The organism is Bacillus sp. T2.9-1, from assembly GCF_950097965.1.
Lineage (GTDB): Bacteria > Bacillota > Bacilli > Bacillales > Cytobacillaceae > Niallia > Niallia hominis.
Genome location: NZ_CATNHG010000119.1, coordinates 99562 through 121436, shown reverse-complemented (window position 1 = coordinate 121436; position 21875 = coordinate 99562). Strand labels below are relative to the sequence as shown.

Here is a 21875-nt window from a genome sequence, read left to right as displayed (position 1 = left end):
CTCAAGTAAGAGTCTTCTGCTTCTCTTTAATAAAGAGTATAAAAAAGAGATGGATAAGAACCATCCATCCCTCTAATTTCTTATATTGTAAATTTTGTAATCGTTTTTTCTAATTCAGCTGCTAAGTTCTTGAGGCTTTGGGCAGCCGAGGAAATTTCTTCTATTCCTGCTAGTTGTTCTTCTGAAGCTGCGGCAACCTCTTGGGTACTTGCTTTTGTGTTTTTGGTGATGGTAGCGATTTGATTAAAGGAAGCAGATACTTCTTCTGCTCCTGCTGAAATCTCTTCTGAAGTGGCAGACATATTTGTAATATTATCAGAAACATCATATGTCAATTCTAGGATTTCCATAAATAATTCTCTTGAATTATTAGCAATCAATACACCGCTTTCCACTTCATTCATTACTGCATTCATTGATTCACTTGTTTGTTCAATCTCCTCTTGAATTATCGTTACAATACTAGCAATTTCTTGAGAAGAACGCTGTGATTCTTCTGCCAGTTTCCGAACTTCATCCGCAACTACTGCGAATCCCTTCCCATGTTCTCCCGCTCTTGCTGCTTCAATTGCAGCATTAAGTGCAAGCAGATTTGTTTGATCTGCAATGGACGTAATAACTTCCAATATTTTCACAATATCTTGAGATCTCACAATAAGTGATTTCGTCAATTCATCTGAGTTTTGAACCGATTGTTGAATCGTATTCATCTGGGTAATATTTTTTTCAACAGATTCCTTACCTGTTTGTGCTTTATTCAATGTTGAATTCGCCTTTTCAGAAATAGTCGCAGAAGCTTCTGCAATTTGCTGTACTCCTTGTGCCACTTCATCAAGTGCTTCCGTACTTTCGGTCACCATTTCCGCCTGATCTGCTGCTCCTTCAGCGACAGCTTGTATCGATTCCGTTATTACTACACTTGTTTGATTGGATTGATCAGCACTCACAGCGAGTTGCTCAGATGTTTCCGCTGTATGTTCAGAGCTTTCTTTCAACTGTTTAATCAATTCCCGTAAGCTATGTTTCATCGAATTCGTATTATCAGCTAACTGGCCAATTTCATCCTTTGATTGGACAACTATATCTTTACTAGTAAGATCACCTGCTGCAACTAGACGAAGCTGGGCTACAATATTTCGGATTGGTTTCGTCATTCCGTTTGCTATCCAAATTGCCACACTAATAATTAGTACAGAAACCACTGCAATAATAATAAGCGTAATGTTCTTAATACTATTAGTTACTTGTAAGATATCATCAAAGGAAGTAAATAAATATATCCCTATACCAGCACTTTTTAGGGGAGCATAAGTAACTAGCTGTTCTTCTCCATTGACCACAATCTTTTTAGAACCACTTGTTGTTTTCCCCTTCTCGAAAATATCTCCTATATTTTTGGAAAAACCAGCTTCCTCGATTGTCTTACCGATTAGATCAGCATTAGGATGAAACTGGACTATATTATTACTATCAACTAATACAGGATATGTGCTGTTATTTTGAGAATTTTCATTTTGTAAAAATTCCTGTATAAGGCTTTCAAAGTTAACTGTAGCAGATACTACTCCCACAATTTCTTTATTGGCATTTAAAATCGGAGTTGCTATTGCAAGAATCCGATTACCTGTTGCTTTGGAGTTAAGCACATTCGAAACACTCTGTTCGCCTTTTATCCCCTTAATAAAATAGTCTCTTTCGGATAAATCTAGTTTTCCAACTAGACTAGGGTCGGTATGTGCTTCTACTATCCCATCTTTTCCGATAACCACAACAGTTTCATAAGTTTGGTCTTGCTCCTTGACTACATTAATTAGTTGACTCCGAGCTGCAAGCTCTCCATTGATGATTGTATCTGAATTTGCAATAAGCGTTAGCTTATCTAAACGTTTTTGAATCCATTCTTCCATATTTTCAACTGTAGAAGCCGTCTGATTCCCAAGCCATTCCTCTTCAGTATTTAATGCATTATTACTACTTACATAATAAATAATGCTAGAAGCTATTACTAATGGAATAATGCCAATTAATAAGAAATACAAAATAAATTTTGCTTTAATCGATCTATCTCTTTTCTTCATCCTTCTTGTCTCCTTAAAATAACTCTATTTAGCGCCACAAAACATATAACTTTACTTCTTAATATACATATCGACAGTAAATGATGTATATCAATACTTTTGAAGACCATTTTCGACATTTTTCTACCAATTTACCAAAGCTTCCATTATTCGCTTCTACTCGCTCTAGTGTTTGTAACATATATTGCCGTTCAAGAATTTGATGCTTCCAGGTAATTATTATTATGTACTGAACTATTCATGACTTTCATAAGGGCATATCTTCTTTTTCCTACGCACATTCCTAATTTTGGTTTTCCTTTCCACAATGAACGCCGCTTTCATTACTCACAATGCTAAAAGCGGCTTTCATCTCCAATATGAAAGCCGCTTCCCTATCTCATGTATTATTAACATTCATCGCAGACTGATTGTATTTTTTTAACAACCTTGCAAATGCCTCTCGTTCTTCTTCTGACCAAACATTGGTAACTTCTGCTACTCTTTTCTTTCTAAACTGTTTTTCTTTTTTAAATTCTTCTAATCCTATATCGGTTATCTGGAGTGTATAGGCTCTGCCATCTGTTTCATCTGGAATTCGGAACAAGTAGCCTTTCTGTTCCAGTGCTGCTGCCTGCCTACTTACGGTAGAAACATCTAGTTGAAATTCAGTTGCTAGCGCTTTAACACCAGCTGGCCCTTTTGTCACTATTTCATGTAATAACAGATATGCTGACCGATCAAGATTACCATTTTTTTTATGGGAAGACGTGTGTGTAATGCGACGTATCAGAATGGATAATTCAACCTCTAGTTCTTCCAACGATTCTTCATGCATAGATTAACTACCTCACCGTTTCAAAATATTTCTATAAAAATATGATAGCACACTTATTTAATGATTTGTAATGGACAGGGGAAGCTCCATTTCTGAAAATAGAATTGACGTTTTGAAATATAGTTGTATAATACAATTATATAGTTTCCTTATACAACTATTTTTTAAAATCTAAGGGGGAAAGAAAATGCTAGCCCGTGATATTATGGTAAGCCAAGTATATAAAGTGAAGGAAAGCGACACCGTCCGTTCTGTTATCGAAAAATTTATCGATTATAAAATTAGCGGTCTTCCAATAGTCAATGATCGAAATGAAATTGTTGGTTTCATCAGTGATGGAGATGTGTTGCGCTATATTGGCAAACATGATGATCATATTATCGACAGTATTTATTATGCTGTGGTGATTAAAGGCGATGATGAAGATTTTGACCAAAGATTACAAAGTCTCTTGCATTTGAATGTAATGAAAATCGCGAAGAAAAAAGTTGTAAAGGTAGCTTGGGATGAAAATATAGAAGTGATTGCGGCTTTACTAGGTAAGAAGCAAATAAAAAAAGTGCCCGTTGAAAAAAACGGAATTTTAGCAGGCATTATTAGCCGCGGAGATGTAATACGGAATTCTTTTAAGGAATTAATCTAATACATTTTGAACCAAAGGGATAATAGAAAAAGGGGAGATTTATCAATGCCATCTTTACAATCTGTATCAGCAGATTCAACAAAAAATAATGTAAATACGAGGACTGAAGCTAGCTTGTTAAAACAGCCGAAAGCAGTATGGGCTGTATTTTTTGCTGGGATTATCGCCTTTATGGGTCTCGGTCTCGTTGATCCAATCCTTCCTGCTATTGCAGAGAAGCTTGATGCCTCACAAAGTCAAGTAACCCTGCTCTTCACTAGCTATAATGCGGTAATGGCCGTAGCAATGCTCATTACTGGGATGATTTCATCAAGGCTTGGAGTTAAGTGGACACTTATCTTAGGAATAGTAATCATTGCTGTTTTCTCTTGCTTAGGCGGACTTTCAAATGGAATCTGGACACTTGTGGGACTACGCGGCGGATGGGGTCTTGGAAATGCGCTATTTGTAGCAACTGCGCTCGCCGCGATTGTATCTCTATCAAACAGCGGTACTGCAAAAGCAATTATTCTTTATGAAGCTGCTATTGGACTAGGAATCTCTGTTGGGCCTCTTTTAGGTGGCTGGTTAGGGGCTATGTCTTGGAGAGGTCCTTTCCTAGGTGTCGCGGCTTTAATGGTTATTGCCTTTTTTGGTATTTTAATTTTAATGCCAAAAGCTACATTACAGAATAACACGGTTAAGCCAAAAACATCTTTAGCAGATCCGTTTAGGGCACTAAAACACCGTTCCTTGCTTATTTTCGGGATCGCTGCTGCATTATATAATTTTGGATTTTTCACATTGTTGGCCTATGCTCCTTTTGTTATGGGCTTAGATGAACATGGATTAGGCTTTGTATTCTTGGGCTGGGGAATTTTATTAGCTGTAACTTCTGTCTTTATGGCACCGAAATTACAAGAGCGCTTCGGTACAGTGAAATCTATGTGTGCCATGTTAACATTGTTTGCAGTAGTGTTAGTTGCGATGGGGATTTGGACATCGACACAATGGGTAATTATCGTAGCGGTAATTGCAGCTGGTGCTTTATTAGGTAACAATAATACACTGATTACAACTGCTGTAATGAATGCAGCTCCTGTTGAACGATCAACTGCTTCAGCAGCATACAGTTTCCTACGCTTTATAGGTGGTGCCATTGCACCTTTTACAGCTGGTAAATTAGCGGAAATTTTCAATCCATCTGTACCATTCCTTGTAGGAGCTGGATTTGTGTTAATTTCCGTAGTATTCATCTGGTTTAATAGTAAGCATGTAAGCCATGTAGATGAATTAGGTTCTGGGCGTTAACACTTAATAGTGATAATGGAATCATTCTAATTAAAGGCTGGGACATAAGCATTTCAATCAACAACAAACACGAACTATAATATAGTTAAATTACATTATAGTTCGTGTTTGGTTTTTTTAGAAAAAGGTTTAAAAACGAAGTGTAATGGAGCGGAGGACGCTCGACTCCTGCGGGAAAAAGAGGAAAGGCTGAGACCCCGCAGCGAATGCGAGGAGGCTCAGCTTCCTCCCCGCGGAAAGCGAGCGTCTGTAGCGCAATGGAACGACTTAGTTTTTACACTTAACTATATTTAAAAACATAGATAACCCTCATGAGAAAGTAGCTTTATTTAAGAGCTAAATTAAAGATTGTTCGTCTTTAAAGATTAGTTATTTAGTTTTGTCCCAGCCTCTTTAATTAAAAGGTTATTTAGCAACCTTTACAGAACTATCATTCACAGATTTTTTAAAGCCTCTCGCCGACTAAGTGGCTTTAAATCGTTGAAAGAAACGAAATCTCTCACAGCTACAGGATTCGTTTTTGCATATTCTCGCAGTACCCATCCTATTGCTTTCTGGACAAAAAATTCGTCACTATCAGCTCTAGAAAGAATATATTGAAACAAACGTTTTTCATCTGTTCTCTTCTTATAGTAAAGTTGATATAGCAATGCCGATCTTTGTAACCAAAAATTATCATCTACAATCCATTGATCTGCATATTGAGCTATTAGTTCTGGATAGATTGTGAACAGATTACCCATTATATGTGGAGAAAGCACATCCACCGTATCCCACCATGATTTTTTCACTAATAAAGAACTTAACCATGGCATATCATCTGGGGTAAGCTCTTTTTTTACTTTTTCAAGAATATCAAGAGCTGCTTTTTGATACTCTCTTTCTGATCGTTCCCACAATATAAAAATAATATCTTTTAAGTTTTCTTTTGTTGGGACTCCATATTCACGAAAGAACTGTTTCGTCAGTTTTCGGCGTATTGGTGTTCGAATCCCTAAAAAGGCAAATTGGTTCCGCAAATAATTCTCCGACCATTCCGCATAATCCCTATCCATATGTTGTGTATATAGTTTAACAAGTTCCTCTACATAATTATTTGTTACGTCCATCACTTAGCACCTTATTTTGAATTTTTATATTTTAAGCTGTTCTTCTATTTCTTCTCCTCTTGCACCAAGGTATAGGACCTTTTTTTCTTGTATGAGCACACGATAGCTGACAATTCCTGCTTCAGCAATCTCTTGCAAGAAGGCTAAGAAAGGGAGTGAGATGTTAGCAATTGCCGCAAGTACCTTCTTTCTATTAAAATTATCTGAAACTACCAAGTTTACCTGGGAATCTGTTTTAAATTCCTTGTATACTCCTTTATAGGTGGCTTGCCCTGTTGCAACTTCGATTTCGTATTCATTAATTCCTCTTTGGGACAATTCATCTAAGAATAGAGCGAAATCTATTATACCGTTACTTCTTCTCTGAATAATTTCCTGGAACTCGTTTTCTGTTATTTTGTCATTCATACATAATACCTCCACTAATGATTGTATTTCCTTTCAATGTGTATCATCATTTTAACCTTGAACATACTTCTTATTCTTGTAAAAATGGGACATTATCTTTATGAAGGGAAAAAAAATCACTCGGTATGGAGGCTGTATGCTTTCGAAATTCTTTTATAAAGTGTGATTGGTCAGTATATCCAGCTTCAAAAGCTATATCTACCAATTTATTTGTTGTATTCGCCAAGTCTAGAGCATATTGAAATTGGACAATTTGTGAGAATGCCTTAGGGGAAACGCCGATTCTCTCCGTAAATTTTCGTCCAAATTGCCTTCTGCTAAGAACTACATCTTGGGCTAATTCATTAATTCGCATGGTACCATGTGTTGCTATTATTTGATTGATTACCCATGAAATCCAAGGATCAGTATCCATTTCTTTGAACTCTTTCCATAACATTTCTTCTACAAGCGCTAAAAAGTGATATGGGCTTTCTTCTTGTATATTCAAGATTCTATCCCATTCTGATGCTTTCATCCAAAAATCCATTAAGCCAATACTAGTTCCTGCCACTTCTTTAGGATGAATCTTTTTCCATTGAAAAAGAGCTTCTGGCTTAAAAAAAACTAATACAGAAGAAATATTCTCTGTTGCCTGAAAAGTTTTTGGAGCAGAATTAATGCCTGTTATTCCAGCACTTTCAAGCTTCTGCATTTGATTACCATTCCATACATTAACTTGCCCTTGATTTTGAATACCCATCACATGATAAATATCAGGATAAACTATATAAGGGTCACTTGTTCCCTTACCTTGCCATATTATCTTTTCTACAAATGGAGCTAATCTCTTTGGACGAATAACGATCATTGAAGTTCTGCCTTTCTTCTATTTAAAAGATAGTAAGATACCTTGTAGATTGTACCATTATTCGAACACTACTTAGTATAAAGGACAAGTAATTACCTACATAGGCATTACGCAAGCGCGTTCCGTCTTTTATATTATCTATTCATATAATATTTGATGTATCTTTTAATAGAAGTTTTTTAAAAAATTCTATTAATTCCTATTGATTTATAATGGTAATATACCATTTAAAGAACTTTTTAAATAGGATCTCCGTCTCCTTTTTTCCATAACAATATATGACTACTTCCCTAACCAACAAATCGTTAAATCCCTAATCAAATGCGGCAACGTTTCAAACGAGTATGGCTTATAAACTCTCTCTGTCCACCGGTGAGCATCCATCCCATATACGCCAATATTAATAGCTGGAACATTCAGCTCTCTTATCTTATCAACCGGGACTGGGTAAATACTCTTCCATTCAGGAAAATTATGAATAAGGGATTCTATTTCTTCTTCTGTGTCATGAAGGGATAAATAGCTACTATCTGATAGATAGGGGAAAAATCTTTTGATAGAAAATGGTTCGACTGAACCAGATTCCCATTTTCCTACCACTTCATCGATAACATCCATTACGCGTTTATCCCGCTTACTTTCTCCTATTAAATAATGATGGGGACAATAAGGTGGAGCAAAAAAGATAATAATACAAGGAACTCCAGTAGCATCTTGCTGCCTTAGGGAATCTACTATTTGAAAACAAACCTCCCGTGGGTCTTCCTCTTTATAGGCAGCTTCCATTTGTTCCGCTATTCCCTCCACATCCACTCCTTGCTTTCGAAGCTTCTCGCAATACTCTTCAAACGTATAAACTTCCATTTCCCATTTCGGCATTTCCTCAGGAAAATGATTACGTAAGGCATACAATTGATACTGCTTCTGATAATAAGTTTCCGTCGTTCTCGCTGCCTTATTCGCAATCCTTTTTGATTTCTCAACTACTACTTGTGGACTATCCTCTAATACCATTAAATTAAAATAAATATGACTCGTTACCGCTGTTTGCACATTATAAAAGTTTTTCGTATCCCGGTGATATAAAACAGACGGCGGTGTCATCAGCTCTCCTTCTACCTGTTCGATCAATTCCATATTATTATTAATAAGACGATTTAATTCAGAGGTTACAAGCGTTGGATCTAGCCCATCTAGCGTTCTTCCAACATGCGTTTCTCTCCCATATACGTAAAAGCAAGGAAGTAGCTTGCCAACTGCTCCCGTATAAATATATTTCTGCTCATCCCCTGGAAAAAGAGAAGTTATGTAATCAGTATTGATTGCTACAATATAATCCAGCTGTTCCTCTTTACGAAGTCGCAGTAGCTCATCAACAGCAGCAATTACTCCAGTATGCTGATTTTCTTCTACTGGATTGACCATAAAGATAATCTCTCCATCCCATTTATCACGATGCTCACTCAGATAAAGAATATTCGCTAGATGAACAGCAATCCCACTCTTCATATCAAGCGCTCCACGTCCAAACATCCAATCACCTGAACGCGCTTGTTCTTGAATCTCTTTATTTCCCTCCCAGCTTTTGAAAAATTCTAGCAAGCGCTCTGGCATATTTGCCAGTTCTTGAATTTTCCCATAATCATCTGTTCCTACTGTATCTATATGAGCATGATAAATGACAGTCTTCTTGGATGCACCATTGCCTTTTATCCTTGCAAAAACATTCTTTCTGCCAATTCCATCATTAGGCAAAGGCTGTGTCCATATCATTTCAGGACTGTCTTTAAAATAAGGAAAACTACGAAGAATTTCCTCTATCTTATTGGCAATCTCTACCTCTCCCATTGTTCCATTGATACTTAGAATGTTTACGAGAGAAGTAGTCAGTAAGTTTATTTGATTGAATGTGGATAGGTTTTCTAGTTTTTTGAACATTTTATCTCACCCTTTTTCCCCTATGGTTATTTCTTCAAGCTACTGTATATGTAAAACAATATAGAAGTAATAGGAAATTATCTTTGATCGTGTTAAATAATCTCACAGTTTTTTTACTAAGTGTCACTTTCAATCTGTTTTAGTTCATTTTAGAAACTTTATTATTTATTTCTATTTTCTCCATAATTCGTCCTATAAGAATCTGATTATTCTTTCTGTTTAGCATTATAATAGTCATTAGTAGAATCTCTAAGGGACGGAAAATAGTTGAATATTTCACTAAAATGGAAGCCTGGAAGTGATACAAATCATCTTGAAAAGCGTAAAAAGAGAAAAGGCGGGGTAAAGGAGGTATTGGAATGAGTATGTATATGCAGGATATTCTTAATTACGGGGATGATGTTAATGACTTTGAAAGTAGCCCGTTTGAAAGCCTACTGATGTTGCAAGATAGAAGTGATATTCAGAAAGTATTCCATCAATTAAGTTTAGAAGAGCAGCAGTTGCTGGCGGAATATGATGCGCTCTTATTTAAAAACGTTCATAAAATGTACCGACACATTAAGAAAGCGTATGATTTTAACTTATCCAAACAACCTTTTAGTGAGTGGTGGTGGCATCTAGATAAAATACTAAAAGGAAACCTTCAAATTGTTCTATCATCTGAAACAGGTGGTAAGGTCATGTAGATTTTCTAATAGGAAGCAAAGAAGCATAGGAATTTCACCCTATGCTTCTATTCGGAGCATCCACATCTAAGGAAAAACAAAAACCTTCTCTCACCTTCTACTCCATCGAAACCCAAACACTCTTCACTTCCGTATAGTTATTCAAAGCATAGGATCCCATTTCGCGGCCGATTCCGGATTGTTTGTAGCCACCGAATGGGGATGCTGCGTCGAATGTATTGTAGCAATTGACCCAAACAGTTCCGGCACGTAGCTTGCTAGCAATATAGTGGGCGTTTGCAATATCTCTCGTCCATACGCCTGCTGCTAATCCGTACTCACTATTGTTGGCCCGATTGATTAATTCATCTAAATCATCATAAGGCATAGCGGAAATAACTGGTCCAAAGATTTCCTCCTTGGCAATAGTCATTTCATCACGAACATCGGCGAATACTGTCGGAGAAACGAAGTAGCCTTCTTCTCGTGGATTAAAGCCACCTGCGACTAGCTGTGCCCCTTCCTTCAACCCTCTCTCAATATAGCCAAGAACACGCTGCTGCTGTTCAGCAGAAACGAGCGGTCCAATTTCTGTATCACCGTGGATACCCGCACCTTGTTTAATGTTTTTAGCCTGTGCAGCCATATCTGCAACGACATTATCAAAATGCTTCTTCTGGATGAATACACGTGAGCCTGCACAACATACCTGTCCCTGGTTGAACATAACACCATTCAATGCTCCTGGAATTGCTTTTGTTAAATCCGCATCAGGAAGAATAATGTTCGGTGATTTCCCGCCAAGCTCCAGTGTTACTCTCTTCAATGTTTTCGAAGCATTAGACATAATCATTTTTCCAACTTCTGTTGAACCTGTAAAGGCGATTTTATCAACTAACGGATGATCGACTAGTGGCTGCCCCGCTGTTTCTCCAAATCCAGGAACAATATTTACGACGCCATCTGGGAACCCAGCTTCCTGCATTAGTTCTGCTAAATAAAGAGCAGATAGTGGTGTTTGCTCAGCTGGCTTCAGCACAACCGTACATCCTGTTGCAAGTGCCGCTCCAAGCTTCCACATCGCCATAAGAAGTGGGAAATTCCACGGAATTATTTGCCCAACTACACCGACCGCCTCATGACGTGTATAGTTAAAGTATGGACCACTAACAGGGATTGTCTGTCCAACAATCTTTGTACTCCATCCAGCATAATAGCGCATATGCTCAATGGCCAAAGGAATATCGGCATTCGACGTTTCACGGATTGGTTTTCCATTATCTAACGTTTCTAATTGGGCAAGTTCTTCGCTATTTTCCTCCATCAAATCAGCCAATATGTACATAAGGCGACTACGCTCAGAAGCACTCATTTTTGACCATGGACCCTCATCAAACGCTTTTCTTGCAGCTTTCACTGCCAAATCAATATCTTCCACACCCGCTTCATAGACACTTGCTAGAACTTCTCCAGTCGCTGGATTATAACTATCGAACGTTTTTTGCGATTTACTCTCCACAAACTCCCCATTAATAAATAACTTTTTCTTACCACTCAGGAACTTTTCAACCTTTTCTTTTAAAACTACAGTCTGTTGGTTCATCGAATTCCTCCTTAAAAAGTAGATTTAACGGTCAAGTACCAATTTTAGAAAACGCTTACAAAAATAATATTAACACTGTGAAAATAGAGATACAACAAATATAAAGGGAAAAATTTCGAGAGAATTTGACATTACGACGGCAGATGACAGGAAGCGAGAGGGTGCAGAGGGACGTTCAAAATATCCACTCAATCTGTACTATTTTTTATGCATTATGCTTTTATCTATTCGTTACAATTAGAATATTTCATTTATGATTTCACCTACATCCGCCCCAAATAATACATTTGGAATAAAATTAAATAATAGCTTTGTTTTATTTTTTTCCATTTATTAAAATAGCTATCCTCCAATTATAGGAAGATAGCTTTATTGATAAAATATTTAATCTAGAAAACTTAAAAATGTCCTCATAAGAACCGTCCCTCTACTTCCCTATTTCACAATCGTAACAAATCTTTCTGCTTCGTGGGTTACAGCTTCGTAATCTCCTGAGGAGGCTCCTTTTGTTAGGCTAGAGCCTGTTCCTATGGCGTAGGCGCCATTTTTAATCCAGTCGGCTGCATTTTCGACGGTGACGCCACCGCTTGGCATAAAGTTTCCTTGGGGAAGTGGTCCTTTAAAATCTTTAACAATACTTGGTCCGAATGCCCCTCCTGGGAAGACTTTAATGACATCTGCGCCAAGTTCTATAGCTGTTAGTGCTTCGGTTGGTGACATAACGCCAGGCATGACAGCAACCCGGTAGCGGTGGCATATCGTAATTACTTCAGGTGATAGGTTGGGTCCTACTATAAATTTTGCGCCTGCCAAGATAGCAAGTCGTGCTGTTTCAGGATCTAATACTGTCCCAGCTCCAACTATTACATCTTCACCAGCATATTTATCAGCTAGTTTTTTAATCACATCCAATGCACCAGGAATCGTCATGGTTAACTCTAAAAATTTAATGCCGCCTTGCCGAATCGCCTCACTTACAAGCAATCCTTGATCTACATTTTGAGCTCGAATTACTGCAACAATCTTTTCCTCTTTCATTTTTGCCAAAACTTCTATTTTATCCATAAAAGATCACCTTTTCCTTTTAGTTAAAATTTGCAAGGATATTTTCAACTGCCATTAAGCTCATTTTATTGACTGCATCAACACTAGAGGCAGCAGTATGTGACCCAATAATAATATTATCCAGCTCCAGTAATTCTTTCTTTTCTGGTGGTTCTTTTTTGAAAACATCTATCCCTGCTCCCCAAATTTTCTTATCCCGCAGAACGTTATAAAGTGCATCTTCATCAATCAGTTCTCCACGAGCTGTATTGACCAATACGGCCGTTTCCTTCATCATGCTGAATTCTTTCTCACTAAACAGATTGGTTGTTTCTGGAGTCGCTGGTAAGTGAAGGGTTATAAAGTCGCTTTCTTTCATCAACTGTTCCAGTTCAACATATGTCACCTTATATTCTTTAGCGAATTCGTTATCTGGACAAACATCGTAAGCAAGAATATCCATATCAAAACCACATGCCCTCTTAATAACACCCTTTCCGATTGAACCAGTCCCAATCACCCCAAGAGTTTTGCCGTATATACCAATACTTGTTTTTTTGCCCCAATCCATTGCCCGGCATGATTGATCGATTTCTACTATTCTTCTAGCAATCGCTAACATGAGAGCAAAAGAAAAATCTGCGACAGAGTCTGAATTTGCATTACGAGTAATCGTTACTGGGATATTGTTAGTTTTGCAATAGTCTACGTCAATGTTATCTGTCCCAACGCCATACTTTGAAATGACTTTTAAATTTTTCGCTTTAGCTAACACATTGGCATTCAACGGGTCTACGCCAACAATAACTGCGTCTACATCCACAATTTCCTTTTTCATTTCTTCTTCTGTCAGGATCCTGCCATATGGATTGGTAACCACTTCAAAGCCATGAGCAGTTAATATTCGACTTGCCTCTTCACTGTGTTTTCCAAATGATCGGGGAGTAATAAGTACTTTGGGCATCGATTCCCCTCCTCCTTTCGTTTACTTATTGTGAAACATTATAATAGTCGCAAATATTGTTCGACTTCCGCTAAATTTTCAAAAACCTTTGGCTTGAGCTTACGAATTATAGACGTTTCCTTCACAAAATCAGGTATAAAAAATGCTGGAATACCTGCATGATAGGCCGCTTGAACACCAGCAGGGGAATCTTCCAATACAAGTGCCTCTTTCGGATTCACTTTTAATCGAGTACAGACTTCAAAGAAGATATCAGGACTTGGCTTTCCCTTAGATACCTCTTCTCCCGAAACGTATAAATCAATAAAAGGAAGAGTGTCTGATACGGTTAGAAATCGATGGATCACTTCGCTTGCGCTTGATGAGGCTACAGCTACCTTTATTCTCTTAGACTGTAAAAAGGAAAGTAATTCGTCCAATCCCTCTTTTTTAAAATTAGGATCTCTAATAAACGAGTATTCTAATTCATGCTTTTTTAAACGCATATAGGCTCGCCATTCTTGCACAGATTGTTCTGGACCATAATACGCGTCCATTTTCCGAATAATATCTTGATTCGTTATACCAATAAACTGTTCAAATAATGCTCTTTCAAAAGAAAAGCCATAATGATCAGCTGTCATTTGCCAAGCTTGATAGGCTAACTTTTCCGTATCAAACATTAAGCCATCCATATCAAAAATAACTAGCGATGGAACTCCCAAACTAATTCTCCTTTCAATCAATAGAACGCCTGTGACAGATTCCCCTTAGAACAACTCCACATTGACCACATTGTCCGGTCTCTCTTTTTTAATCGTTCTTTCTATGTCTGACACTACTTTCTCTCCCATCCCTCTTAAGCATTCCATTGTATAGGCGGAAGTGTGTGGTGTCACAAGAACATTTTCATATTGAAAAAACGGATGGGTTTCATCAACCGGTTCCCCTTCTAAAACATCTGTTGCAAGCCCTGAAATTTTTCCGCTTTCCAATGCACGCAATACAGCATCTTGCGCCCACAATTCTCCACGTGCCGTATTAGTGATATACACACCTTCTTTCATGAGAGCAAATTCACGGTCAGACAAGAGATGATAACTTCCCTCGTTAACAAACGCATTTAATGAAATAATATCGGAATGTTTTAATAATTCTTCTAAAGGAACACTTTCTGCACCTTTTTGTTCTAATTCCTCTTTTGTTTGATAGGGGTCATATGCTAGTAATCTAGCATTAAATCCATCTTTGAAAATTTCGCCAACCCTACTTCCAATATTGCCTAATCCAATCACACCAACTGTTTTCCCATTGATTTGGTGCCCTACAAATTGAGCCCTATCCGCCCATCGACCTTCTCTTGCTGCCGTTGCTGCTAGATATGTTTTTCTTACTACTGCTAGAAGGTTTGTAACTGCATTTTCCGCTACAGCATCTCTTTCTACTAATGCCGATACAATGGTCACAATCGTCCCTTTTTCTGTTGCAGCTTCTATATCAATGTTGTTATAACCAATCCCATGACGTGTAATAATGAGTGTTTTATCCTTATGTTCAAAGAATTCCCTTGTAAAAAAAGGAGTAACGCTAGATATAATGATAGTAAAGCCATGCAATTTTTCTGCTAGCTCTTTTCCCGAAGTATCTACAGGGAATGTAAATTTTTTTACCTCACCAATGTTTTCAAGCCGTTCTATTTGATCAGGGAATCTTTCTCCAAAACTACTTGAATTTACAATTGCAATTTTGTTTGCCATTGCTTTTGTTCCTTTCTACTTTATTGTTCATTAACTGAACATATCGTGAAGGAACGGTATTACCTTTAGAAAACGTAATACCATTCCTTCATATTGATGAGCTATTTTTTAATCGTTTTTAATCCATCCGTCAATGAAACTTTTTTGCTGTCAGGCACGGTTTGGAAAAACACTTCGATTCCTTTTGCATCTAATAACTTTAAATGGTCAACATCTGTTTCCTTTAGGGCAACGGTTGGGATAACAAATTGAGCATCCCCCTTTTTCGAAACTCCTCCTACATTGAGTCTAGTAACTGGCAAGCCCTTTTCCACTACTTCCTTTACACTAGCGATATGTTTAAAGAGTAGGACAACAGTATCTTTTCCAAATTGATTGCTATTCCATTTTTCTACTACTTCTTGATTACTGTATACCTGAATCTTTAATCCAGAAGAAGAGTTTGTATTTATATAAATATCTTTCATAAATTCATCAGATGCTGTTTCGTTGTCAATTACGTAAAGGGCATTCGTTCCCAAACCTTTTGACCATTTTGTCATTACTTGTCCATGAATTAAGCGATCATCTACTCTAACTAAATTGATTTTCCCCATGCTGGCCTCCCTTTTAACCATAAAGATTTATTTCTTTAAGAAATCCCGGTTTAAATGATGGATTCCACTTGCACTAGTTTCTTGCACTGTATCTATTAAATTTTTTGTATCTTCTACAGTTTGGTAGAAAGTTAATAATTCAATTAACATCGGCATATTGATTCCGGTTAATATGTGTAAGTCATACTTGTTTAGTAACGACAAAGCTACGTTAGAGGGGCTGCCTCCCAATAAATCTACTAGTAAAATTGTTTCTAAGCCGTTTTTGTCATTCTCTTTCACTATCTTATTTGTTTCTTCACGCAAAGCATCTACAGATTCACCTGGTCTGAGTGCTAATGCACATAAATTTTTCTGAGGTCCCATTATCATCTCTACACTTTTAATGAGCTCGATGCCGAATTCTCCATGTGTAATCACCAAAATTGCCCGATTTTCCATACACCTGCTCCTTTTCTTTTGGATAATTTTAAATCTATAACCTTACCTACCTTAATCAGTACAAAAAAATAATAGAATTATAATACTTTGATTGCTCCTAGTACAATTAACGTACCAGTTAGCCATAATAATCCTTTTGTAATATTAAAGCCTTTTTTATCAAAGTATAAGTAAACACCTAATACGGTTAATAAAGGCAATAACCCTGGTAAAATCGAGTCTAAAATATCCTGAAGTACGAATTGTTTTTCTGATAGAGTAAAAGATAGTGCGCTGCTTACTTTTACATAGGATCCTGCCAAGATCCCCATCATAAACAATCCAAGAACAGATAATGCGTCAATCATCGTTTTAATACGGCTCCCAGCTAAAATTTCTTTTGCCGCATTACGTCCCAACCCATAGCCCATTCGGACAAAATAATAGCCATAAAGGAATGTTACGAGCGTGAAGCCAAGAAACGGAAACAATGCGCCAAGAGGGCTGCCTGCCATTGCCCATGGCAAAGCGATTGCAATAAAGATATATTGGACAGTACCAGAGTCAATCGCGTCTCCAATCCCTGCTAAGGCACCCATCAATCCTACTTTTGTGTTGTTAATCATGTCTGGACTCGGGGCTTCTTCTTTTTTCCCTTCAGCTAATGCTTTTGCGCGAGATTCCTCAAGGGATGCTGTAATACCAGTCAACGTACCTCCTCCCCAAATGGCTTGCGTGTTAAAGAATAATAAGTGCCTTTGGTACGCCTCGCTTAAATCTTTTTTATCTTTATATAATTTTTTCAGTATTGGCGTCATTCCGAATAAAAAGGAAGGAGCCACCATTCTGTCAAACGTATGAGGTATTTCATTCGCCCACCACCATCTTGACCAAGCCTTAAGCAAATCTTTTTTTGTAATAGGCTCAGGGTAATTCTCTGGACTTTGTTTCTTTTCTTCCATACTCATCTATCAACCCACCTTTTTAAGTTCTTAAGCTGCTTCCTTTCTTCTTGTGAATAATACATATAGACCAGCAAGAATAGCACCGAAAATTGCATAAGTGACCGTGTTAATCTGTAAGTCTTTTAAAGCAACACTCATGAAGTAGGCAAGGAAAAAGAATAAAAGCAATTCCTTCTTGCCGATAACATGCATAATAACGGCAATCCCAAGAGCAGCAAGACCGCCTCCAACTACTTCAAGCACGTGAATAATTGGACCATCGCTAATAGAATTTACAAAATCAGCAACTACTGGAGCCCCATAGTAAAGAGCAATAAATACTATTGGAACATAAAGAACAAAACTTATGACGATTGGAATAATGATGACAGATGCAAATATTCCTCGGTCATTAATATCGGCCGCATATTTATCTAACACACGCAATGCAAACGTATTCAAAAAGAAGCGAAATTGATAAGCATAACTACCTAGGATTCCAACTGGAACGGCGATAGCTACTGCTTTTTCTGGTGTGAAATCCCCTAATACTGCTACTGTTACAGCAATAGCTGCCGCAATAGCAGGTTCACTTGGTAATGCTCCTCCTGGTGCTACTGCCCCCATATAAACCAATTGAATTGCCGCTGTAATTATCATCGCTTCTGTTATATGTCCTGTAACGATTCCAACAACTAACCCTGTCATTAACGGGCTAAAGCGCAATGTTAAGGTTGCATACCCTATACCACGTGACATCACGATTGCCACCCAAATGGCTATTATTAGTGCTTGACCAATGGATAGTGTTTCCATTTGTCTTATCACTCCCTTATAATTTTAAAAATGTTCATAATTGCACAAACTACTATAAAGCTACCCTCCTTTCGCAGAATATATGAAATAATTATATGGAATATAAATTACTTCCTTATCACACTATGGCCACCAAATTCGTTACGGAGAGCAGCGACTACTTTCGCAGAAAAACTATCCTCTTCCAAAGTCCTGTTTCTCATCATAAGCGATAAAGCAATAATGGGAACAGGAACTTCTAAATCTAATGCTGTTTCTATTGTCCACTTTGCCTCACCAGACGATGCTACCATTCCACGAATATTTTCGAGTCTAGTATCTTTTTGGAATGCTGATACCATTAATTCCATAAGCCAGCTTCGAATGACGGAACCATTATTCCAGACTGAGGCTATCTTAGCTAGGTCAAAATCGTACTGACTTTGATTCAACACTTGAAATCCTTCGCCAATTGCTTGCATAAAGCCATATTCAATTCCGTTATGAACCATCTTTAAGAAATGGCCGCTGCCAGATTCTCCTGCATGTAAGTAACCGTCTTGAATAGAGATACTATTGAATATTGGTTCCACAAGTTCAAAAATCTCTCGTTTCCCCCCAATCATTAAACATGCTCCCTCATTAGCACCTAAGATGCCACCAGATGTACCAACATCTAAGAAGTGAATACCCTTTTCATCTGCTAGAGCTGCACGACGAATGGAGTCTTTATAATTCGCATTTCCTCCATCAATGACAATATCATCCGCTTTCATTTTTTCGAACAACTCTTCAATCACCATTTCGCTTGGTTTTCCTGCCGGTACCATCACCCATACCACCCGTGGAGACGGCATGTTTAAAAGCAGTTGATCCATACTTTCCGCAATATGTATCCCATTTTCTTTTGCCCTAATTCGAGCCTCATTAGATTGGTCAAAACCATAGACAGAATGATGATTGTTTGCTAAGTTTAACGCAAGGTTATATCCCATTTTCCCTAAACCAATCATTCCAATTTGCATCAAACCACTCCTTGTTTACAAACAGCTTTTTCGTTCGTAATTTCTTGTGACTTTGAGAAAGTTATTGCCTTTATTCGTTAATCATACGTTCTTGTTATTTGCAGCAAAAAATGTTTGTACATGATTGTATCTTTTATACGTTTAAGATTGCTAGGTTAGTAGATATATGTGGGCATAGCTGTCCCTTGTCTTTGTTGTTAACTGTGCTCATCAAGCATTTAGAAATGATTCTCCAAATAAATCGAACTTTTTTAAGATACCCTTTGGCTAAATGTTTGTATGATTTAACAGTTAGGAACTATAGGAAACCTACCACTACTTTTTTCACAAGTGACATTTACTAGCTAAAACACCGGTGGGCAAATATCATTTGTTAATTAAAATTATACACGTTTTTTCGAGTGAGTCAACCAAAAATAGTCGAATTTTCGTATAAATACGTTTTTTCGTGTGAAGGGAGTTTGAAATAGTGAAAAACATTGAGCATATCGGGGATCGCATTAAATTATTGAGAGAAAAACACGGATTATCACAGGCTGCTTTTGGAAGAAGAATTGGGGTATCTTCTGGAAATGTTGGAGACTGGGAAAGTGAAAAAAAGAAATCATTACCTGGAGCTAAAGCGATCTATACCATTGCGAAGGAATTCCAAGTATCTGCTGATTGGTTACTTGCTGGAGAGGAATACTTAGGAGATTCGTCCTTAAAAAGCGGCAATATAGTAATTCAAGATGACAAACCAACAATCGGTACCAGTACGATAAAAGAACAAGAATCTATTATTGATCCAGCTACCAAAGAAACATTAGCTCTTACAGAAGAAGTAATAGAACTAATCACCATATTTAACCATTTAAATGAACGAGACGCAGCCGAATTACTAATGATTGCACGCATAAAACTCGATTTTGAAAGTCGGTAACAGAGGGACGGTTCTTGTGTGGACATTCAGTAACATGAGGGAAAGGTTCTACCATGCCTTCTTGTGCTTGCAACAAAGGAAGCAATAGAACCGTCCCTCCGCTTCCCTTTCCTACCTACTATTAAAAAGGACATATTGCTGGATATTCTCTCTATCTTCCATTGATTTTCTGACTTTCCATGATTTGATGATTTGTGTCTCTATGATATAAGGAGATACTTCTGTGAATACTTTTTCTCCGTTTTTAAAGATGATAGCGCTTTTATATTTCCTATTATTTCTTACTGGGTGTATTTGATCAATATGCTCGGTGAATATCCAGTGACAGTGAAATTGCTTAGGTGAGTGGGTTGGAAATGCATAGATATTTCTTGGGGGGTTAATTGGCATTGGCAGCTTTTTCTGCATTCCTAGTTTATATGTAATGGAGCGACGTCGTCCATTAAAATCAGATCCTCCGATTAAAAGATTTTCTTTGATAATGTCAAAAGGAGTTTGTTTAACAAATACTATCCGATCTATTTCTTTTACAACTGCATAATAATCTACCGCTTCTGCTGGCATGATTAACATGGTACGATTGTTCACCATATATTTATTCACAATAATTTCCTCTCTCATCCTACACACTCCTTCTTTCACACCATTTATTCTAACTCCTCTAATTCCTTCGTTTCCTCTTTAATTAACACCGCATCAAGCTGTAAATCGAGTACCTCACAAATCCTATACAATGTACGAACTTTGGGTTCCTTTTGTCCCCTTTCAATTTGCCCCAAATGATTATGATCTAAGCCTGTCTCTTTAGCAAGTTCCATTTGAGTGAAATTCTTTTGCAACCTCCTTTCTTTCAAAAATTTATAATCAATGCAACTTTTTTCCCCTCTCTCTTTCAAATGCATCACCTCCTTTAGAACTATTATGACGGAGACTAGTTGCTTGCACTACTTCCTATAGGAATGATATTGTTAACATTTTGTTACTTTTTTAGGAATCAACTGTAAGAAATATAAGGACGAGTCGAGACCATTGTAAAAGCTATTAAGCTCCAAATTGATTAGACGGAAAGTAAGAGATTCCTTGAGTCACTTACTGTTTTGGTGAACTTATTATTTGAAAGCAATAGTTTGTTTTTTTATCCACTTCCATAAATCACCAATTTATTACTTACTTGTAAAAAAATTTCTGTTACACTGAGTATCTTAAACCAGACATAACGTAGTCATATTAAAGAATATATAATGAAAATTAATGTTGACGAACATTTCTCAATAAAATTAAAATGGAGGCTAATATATGCCTGAACACTATCAAAATAAGACGAATAGCAATGAAACGAAAAGTAAAATAATCAATGAACTTCCCACAACAGATCACTTGCATGCTGCGGACGTTCCTGAAATGGCGATAGCCACTAAAGCTACATTTGTGTCCATCTTAGGTGTGGGGGCACCAGGAACAGATGCATTTTATCGAAAAATGGCGTTCATTACCGATATTGGACGTATACTTACGCATGGAGATAACACGCTTGATGGTTCTCCAGTTGTTGAAATTCTCTACTGGTATCCAGACGACGCAATACAAGTTGGTATCGCTGACTTCTATAGCGTGAATCCCATATCATCATTGCTTTATCGCATGCTAGTAAAAATTAACGAAAATACTTCAAAAGCAGATGTCGAAATGGCTCGTCGTTCTGCAATGAGTGCATCTGATACGGAAAACGAAAAGCTAGAAATAATAACAATCCCTGAGCAAGTGGTTGTACAAGTGATGCATCATGGTCCATTTGCTAATGAATACGACACTCTAGCTAGACTTGGGGCCATAGCCGATCATTACGGAGTTAGAAGAAGTGGACCACATCATGAAATTCATCTTGACCCGTTCAATCGTAGTACACCTCAAGACACACTACGTACGATTCTACGTGATCCAGTTTCTTAAAAATTCCATTAACATAGAAGACAGGGCTTACATATGTATTGTAAAAATGTTAGCTTTATCAAAAATAGAAATAAT

23 protein-coding genes are annotated in these 21875 nt (G+C 37.4%); 5 read left to right on the top strand and 18 right to left on the bottom strand.

All coding sequences use genetic code 11. The features are described from left to right. Nucleotides 1-80: 80 nt before the first annotated feature. Nucleotides 81-2078, bottom strand: coding sequence for a methyl-accepting chemotaxis protein (locus QQZ16_RS18245; RefSeq protein ID WP_235251968.1), 1998 nt, complete (start codon nt 2076-2078; stop codon nt 81-83). 379 nt (nt 2079-2457) lie between these two features. Further along, on the bottom strand, nt 2458-2895 hold the full coding sequence (locus QQZ16_RS18240; RefSeq protein WP_284561625.1) for a MarR family winged helix-turn-helix transcriptional regulator: 438 nt from the start codon (nt 2893-2895) through the stop codon (nt 2458-2460). 187 nt (nt 2896-3082) lie between these two features. On the opposite strand from QQZ16_RS18240, the gene QQZ16_RS18235 reads away from it, so the two are divergent. Both QQZ16_RS18235 and QQZ16_RS18230 read left to right on the top strand, forming a co-directional pair. Then, nucleotides 3083-3538, top strand: a complete 456-nt coding sequence (locus QQZ16_RS18235; RefSeq protein WP_284561624.1) for a CBS domain-containing protein — start codon at nt 3083-3085, stop codon at nt 3536-3538. Nucleotides 3539-3583: 45 nt separating this feature from the next. After that, entirely contained in the window at nt 3584-4828 is a 1245-nt protein-coding gene (locus QQZ16_RS18230; protein ID WP_284561623.1) for an MFS transporter, read from the top strand. 434 nt (nt 4829-5262) lie between these two features. Here the strand turns inward: QQZ16_RS18230 and QQZ16_RS18225 are convergent, their stop codons facing one another. The 4 genes from QQZ16_RS18225 to QQZ16_RS18210 all read right to left on the bottom strand — a co-directional run bounded on the left by QQZ16_RS18225 (nt 5263) and on the right by QQZ16_RS18210 (nt 9133). Then, on the bottom strand, nt 5263-5937 hold the full coding sequence (locus QQZ16_RS18225) for a DNA alkylation repair protein (RefSeq protein ID WP_284561622.1): 675 nt from the start codon (nt 5935-5937) through the stop codon (nt 5263-5265). 24 nt (nt 5938-5961) lie between these two features. Then, nucleotides 5962-6345, bottom strand: coding sequence for a DUF1398 family protein (locus tag QQZ16_RS18220; protein WP_284561621.1), 384 nt, complete (start codon nt 6343-6345; stop codon nt 5962-5964). Nucleotides 6346-6415: 70 nt separating this feature from the next. Then, the gene (locus QQZ16_RS18215; protein ID WP_284561620.1) at nt 6416-7195 is read right to left on the bottom strand and encodes a helix-turn-helix domain-containing protein; all 780 of its coding nucleotides are present in this window, start codon (nt 7193-7195) and stop codon (nt 6416-6418) included. Between the two features lie 282 nt (nt 7196-7477). After that, nucleotides 7478-9133: a M20/M25/M40 family metallo-hydrolase gene (locus tag QQZ16_RS18210; protein ID WP_284561619.1), complete on the bottom strand. Its 1656-nt coding sequence runs from the start codon at nt 9131-9133 to the stop codon at nt 7478-7480. Between the two features lie 359 nt (nt 9134-9492). Here QQZ16_RS18210 and QQZ16_RS18205 point away from each other — a divergent pair, with 359 nt between their 5' ends. After that, complete coding sequence (locus QQZ16_RS18205; RefSeq protein WP_284561618.1) at nt 9493-9822, top strand: hypothetical protein; 330 nt, start codon at nt 9493-9495, stop codon at nt 9820-9822. 97 nt (nt 9823-9919) lie between these two features. Here the strand turns inward: QQZ16_RS18205 and QQZ16_RS18200 are convergent, their stop codons facing one another. From QQZ16_RS18200 to gnd, 10 genes are all read right to left on the bottom strand, one after another. Continuing rightward, entirely contained in the window at nt 9920-11404 is a 1485-nt protein-coding gene (locus QQZ16_RS18200; protein ID WP_284561617.1) for an aldehyde dehydrogenase family protein, read from the bottom strand. 435 nt (nt 11405-11839) lie between these two features. Then, nucleotides 11840-12469, bottom strand: coding sequence for a bifunctional 2-keto-4-hydroxyglutarate aldolase/2-keto-3-deoxy-6-phosphogluconate aldolase (locus tag QQZ16_RS18195; RefSeq protein ID WP_284561616.1), 630 nt, complete (start codon nt 12467-12469; stop codon nt 11840-11842). A 19-nt stretch (nt 12470-12488) separates the two neighbouring features. Then, nucleotides 12489-13412, bottom strand: coding sequence for a phosphoglycerate dehydrogenase (locus tag QQZ16_RS18190; protein ID WP_284561615.1), 924 nt, complete (start codon nt 13410-13412; stop codon nt 12489-12491). A 38-nt stretch (nt 13413-13450) separates the two neighbouring features. Next, entirely contained in the window at nt 13451-14116 is a 666-nt protein-coding gene (locus tag QQZ16_RS18185; protein ID WP_284561614.1) for an HAD family hydrolase, read from the bottom strand. Between the two features lie 45 nt (nt 14117-14161). Continuing rightward, nucleotides 14162-15148, bottom strand: coding sequence for a D-isomer specific 2-hydroxyacid dehydrogenase family protein (locus QQZ16_RS18180; RefSeq protein WP_284561613.1), 987 nt, complete (start codon nt 15146-15148; stop codon nt 14162-14164). 101 nt (nt 15149-15249) lie between these two features. Further along, nucleotides 15250-15744, bottom strand: coding sequence for a PTS system mannose/fructose/N-acetylgalactosamine-transporter subunit IIB (locus tag QQZ16_RS18175; RefSeq protein WP_284561612.1), 495 nt, complete (start codon nt 15742-15744; stop codon nt 15250-15252). A 27-nt stretch (nt 15745-15771) separates the two neighbouring features. Next, entirely contained in the window at nt 15772-16185 is a 414-nt protein-coding gene (locus QQZ16_RS18170) for a PTS sugar transporter subunit IIA (protein ID WP_284561611.1), read from the bottom strand. A 77-nt stretch (nt 16186-16262) separates the two neighbouring features. After that, the gene (locus tag QQZ16_RS18165; RefSeq protein WP_284561610.1) at nt 16263-17132 is read right to left on the bottom strand and encodes a PTS system mannose/fructose/sorbose family transporter subunit IID; all 870 of its coding nucleotides are present in this window, start codon (nt 17130-17132) and stop codon (nt 16263-16265) included. A gap of 24 nt (nt 17133-17156) precedes the next feature. After that, nucleotides 17157-17924 carry a PTS mannose/fructose/sorbose/N-acetylgalactosamine transporter subunit IIC gene (locus tag QQZ16_RS18160; RefSeq protein WP_284561609.1) on the bottom strand — a complete coding sequence of 256 codons (768 nt, stop codon included), beginning with the start codon at nt 17922-17924 and terminating at the stop codon, nt 17157-17159. A 107-nt stretch (nt 17925-18031) separates the two neighbouring features. Further along, nucleotides 18032-18928, bottom strand: coding sequence for a phosphogluconate dehydrogenase (NAD(+)-dependent, decarboxylating) (gene gnd, locus QQZ16_RS18155; RefSeq protein WP_284561608.1), 897 nt, complete (start codon nt 18926-18928; stop codon nt 18032-18034). Between the two features lie 469 nt (nt 18929-19397). Between gnd and QQZ16_RS18150 the strand changes: the two genes are divergently transcribed. Beyond that, nucleotides 19398-19850, top strand: a complete 453-nt coding sequence (locus QQZ16_RS18150) for a helix-turn-helix domain-containing protein (RefSeq protein ID WP_284561607.1) — start codon at nt 19398-19400, stop codon at nt 19848-19850. Between the two features lie 111 nt (nt 19851-19961). Here the strand turns inward: QQZ16_RS18150 and QQZ16_RS18145 are convergent, their stop codons facing one another. Together QQZ16_RS18145 and QQZ16_RS18140 are read right to left on the bottom strand one after the other, a co-directional pair. Then, complete coding sequence (locus QQZ16_RS18145) at nt 19962-20471, bottom strand: competence protein ComK (protein ID WP_284561606.1); 510 nt, start codon at nt 20469-20471, stop codon at nt 19962-19964. Nucleotides 20472-20497: 26 nt separating this feature from the next. Then, entirely contained in the window at nt 20498-20752 is a 255-nt protein-coding gene (locus QQZ16_RS18140; protein ID WP_284561605.1) for a helix-turn-helix domain-containing protein, read from the bottom strand. A 394-nt stretch (nt 20753-21146) separates the two neighbouring features. Between QQZ16_RS18140 and QQZ16_RS18135 the strand changes: the two genes are divergently transcribed. Then, nucleotides 21147-21800 carry a GyrI-like domain-containing protein gene (locus tag QQZ16_RS18135; protein WP_284561604.1) on the top strand — a complete coding sequence of 218 codons (654 nt, stop codon included), beginning with the start codon at nt 21147-21149 and terminating at the stop codon, nt 21798-21800. Nucleotides 21801-21875 lie beyond the last annotated feature (75 nt).

What these genes read in the sequence shown, in the direction of transcription:
- QQZ16_RS18170 (WP_284561611.1), bottom strand. Translation starts at nt 16,185, where the DNA reads ATGGAAAATCGGGCAATTTTGGTGATTACACATGGAGAATTCGGCATC.
- QQZ16_RS18225 (WP_284561622.1), bottom strand. Translation starts at nt 5,937, where the DNA reads ATGGACGTAACAAATAATTATGTAGAGGAACTTGTTAAACTATATACA.
- QQZ16_RS18240 (WP_284561625.1), bottom strand. Translation starts at nt 2,895, where the DNA reads ATGCATGAAGAATCGTTGGAAGAACTAGAGGTTGAATTATCCATTCTG.
- gnd (WP_284561608.1), bottom strand. Translation starts at nt 18,928, where the DNA reads ATGCAAATTGGAATGATTGGTTTAGGGAAAATGGGATATAACCTTGCG.
- QQZ16_RS18160 (WP_284561609.1), bottom strand. Translation starts at nt 17,924, where the DNA reads ATGGAAACACTATCCATTGGTCAAGCACTAATAATAGCCATTTGGGTG.
- QQZ16_RS18140 (WP_284561605.1), bottom strand. Translation starts at nt 20,752, where the DNA reads ATGCATTTGAAAGAGAGAGGGGAAAAAAGTTGCATTGATTATAAATTT.
- QQZ16_RS18215 (WP_284561620.1), bottom strand. Translation starts at nt 7,195, where the DNA reads ATGATCGTTATTCGTCCAAAGAGATTAGCTCCATTTGTAGAAAAGATA.
- QQZ16_RS18175 (WP_284561612.1), bottom strand. Translation starts at nt 15,744, where the DNA reads ATGGGGAAAATCAATTTAGTTAGAGTAGATGATCGCTTAATTCATGGA.
- QQZ16_RS18235 (WP_284561624.1), top strand. Translation starts at nt 3,083, where the DNA reads ATGCTAGCCCGTGATATTATGGTAAGCCAAGTATATAAAGTGAAGGAA.
- QQZ16_RS18230 (WP_284561623.1), top strand. Translation starts at nt 3,584, where the DNA reads ATGCCATCTTTACAATCTGTATCAGCAGATTCAACAAAAAATAATGTA.
- QQZ16_RS18245 (WP_235251968.1), bottom strand. Translation starts at nt 2,078, where the DNA reads ATGAAGAAAAGAGATAGATCGATTAAAGCAAAATTTATTTTGTATTTC.
- QQZ16_RS18145 (WP_284561606.1), bottom strand. Translation starts at nt 20,471, where the DNA reads ATGAGAGAGGAAATTATTGTGAATAAATATATGGTGAACAATCGTACC.
- QQZ16_RS18205 (WP_284561618.1), top strand. Translation starts at nt 9,493, where the DNA reads ATGAGTATGTATATGCAGGATATTCTTAATTACGGGGATGATGTTAAT.
- QQZ16_RS18200 (WP_284561617.1), bottom strand. Translation starts at nt 11,404, where the DNA reads ATGAACCAACAGACTGTAGTTTTAAAAGAAAAGGTTGAAAAGTTCCTG.
- QQZ16_RS18190 (WP_284561615.1), bottom strand. Translation starts at nt 13,412, where the DNA reads ATGCCCAAAGTACTTATTACTCCCCGATCATTTGGAAAACACAGTGAA.
- QQZ16_RS18195 (WP_284561616.1), bottom strand. Translation starts at nt 12,469, where the DNA reads ATGGATAAAATAGAAGTTTTGGCAAAAATGAAAGAGGAAAAGATTGTT.
- QQZ16_RS18180 (WP_284561613.1), bottom strand. Translation starts at nt 15,148, where the DNA reads ATGGCAAACAAAATTGCAATTGTAAATTCAAGTAGTTTTGGAGAAAGA.
- QQZ16_RS18165 (WP_284561610.1), bottom strand. Translation starts at nt 17,132, where the DNA reads ATGAGTATGGAAGAAAAGAAACAAAGTCCAGAGAATTACCCTGAGCCT.
- QQZ16_RS18210 (WP_284561619.1), bottom strand. Translation starts at nt 9,133, where the DNA reads ATGTTCAAAAAACTAGAAAACCTATCCACATTCAATCAAATAAACTTA.
- QQZ16_RS18220 (WP_284561621.1), bottom strand. Translation starts at nt 6,345, where the DNA reads ATGAATGACAAAATAACAGAAAACGAGTTCCAGGAAATTATTCAGAGA.
- QQZ16_RS18135 (WP_284561604.1), top strand. Translation starts at nt 21,147, where the DNA reads ATGCCTGAACACTATCAAAATAAGACGAATAGCAATGAAACGAAAAGT.